1 pseudogene is annotated in these 711 nt (G+C 69.3%); it reads right to left on the reverse strand.

Annotated features, from left to right (window positions below):
* Positions 1–711: pseudogene (locus EN994_RS34040) on the reverse strand (hypothetical protein); the annotation flags it as partial.

Genomic DNA, 711 nt, shown 5'->3' on the forward strand with positions numbered 1-711 from the left:
GGGCCTGTGGAAGACGCCAGCCGGCGCACGCTGCCGCCGGTGGCTTCCGCCGGCGCCTTCAGCCGGTTTTCGGTGGAAATGACGTCGGCGAATTCCGGTGCGTTGACCGGCCCGACATGGGCGAGCGCGGTGAGGTCGCCATTGGCGACCTGGTAGAGCCCGATCTCGCTGGTCTCGACGCTGCCGAGGAAGACCCCGGGCTCGGCTTTGTCGAGCTTGACCGTCAAGGTTTTGCCGGACGGAGTGATGATCTGCGCGGCGCCGGGATCGTCGGCCATCGTCTGGCGGCGGATTTCCAGCACCATGCCACGACCATCGGCGGTCAGCCGCTCCTCCTCGAGCTCCGGCTCCTTCATCAGCCAGTGCGCGATGCGCCGATAAAGCTGGACATGCGGGCCGCCGCCCTCGAAGCCGCGCGCCCACAGCCAGCCCTGATCGGACAGCAGCATGCCGACGCGGCCTTCTCCCTTGCGGTCGAGCAGCAGCAGCGGCCGGTTGTCGGCGCCCTTCATGACCACTTCGCCTTCCGGGTTCTGCACGCCTATGGTGCGGAACCAGCGGCTCCAGTGCGGCGGCTCGGTGGCCGAGCCATCGAGCCCACGCGTCACCGGGTGGCGCTGGCCGAGTTCGGTGAGGCGCGGATAGAAGGCCTTGTCGACAACTTCGCCGGTCGGCATCGCCGGCAGGGCGGCCATCAGCGGCGTGCGCGCG

It is taken from the genome of Mesorhizobium sp. M7A.F.Ca.CA.002.09.1.1 (genome assembly GCF_003998555.1).
Lineage (GTDB): Bacteria > Pseudomonadota > Alphaproteobacteria > Rhizobiales > Rhizobiaceae > Mesorhizobium > Mesorhizobium ciceri.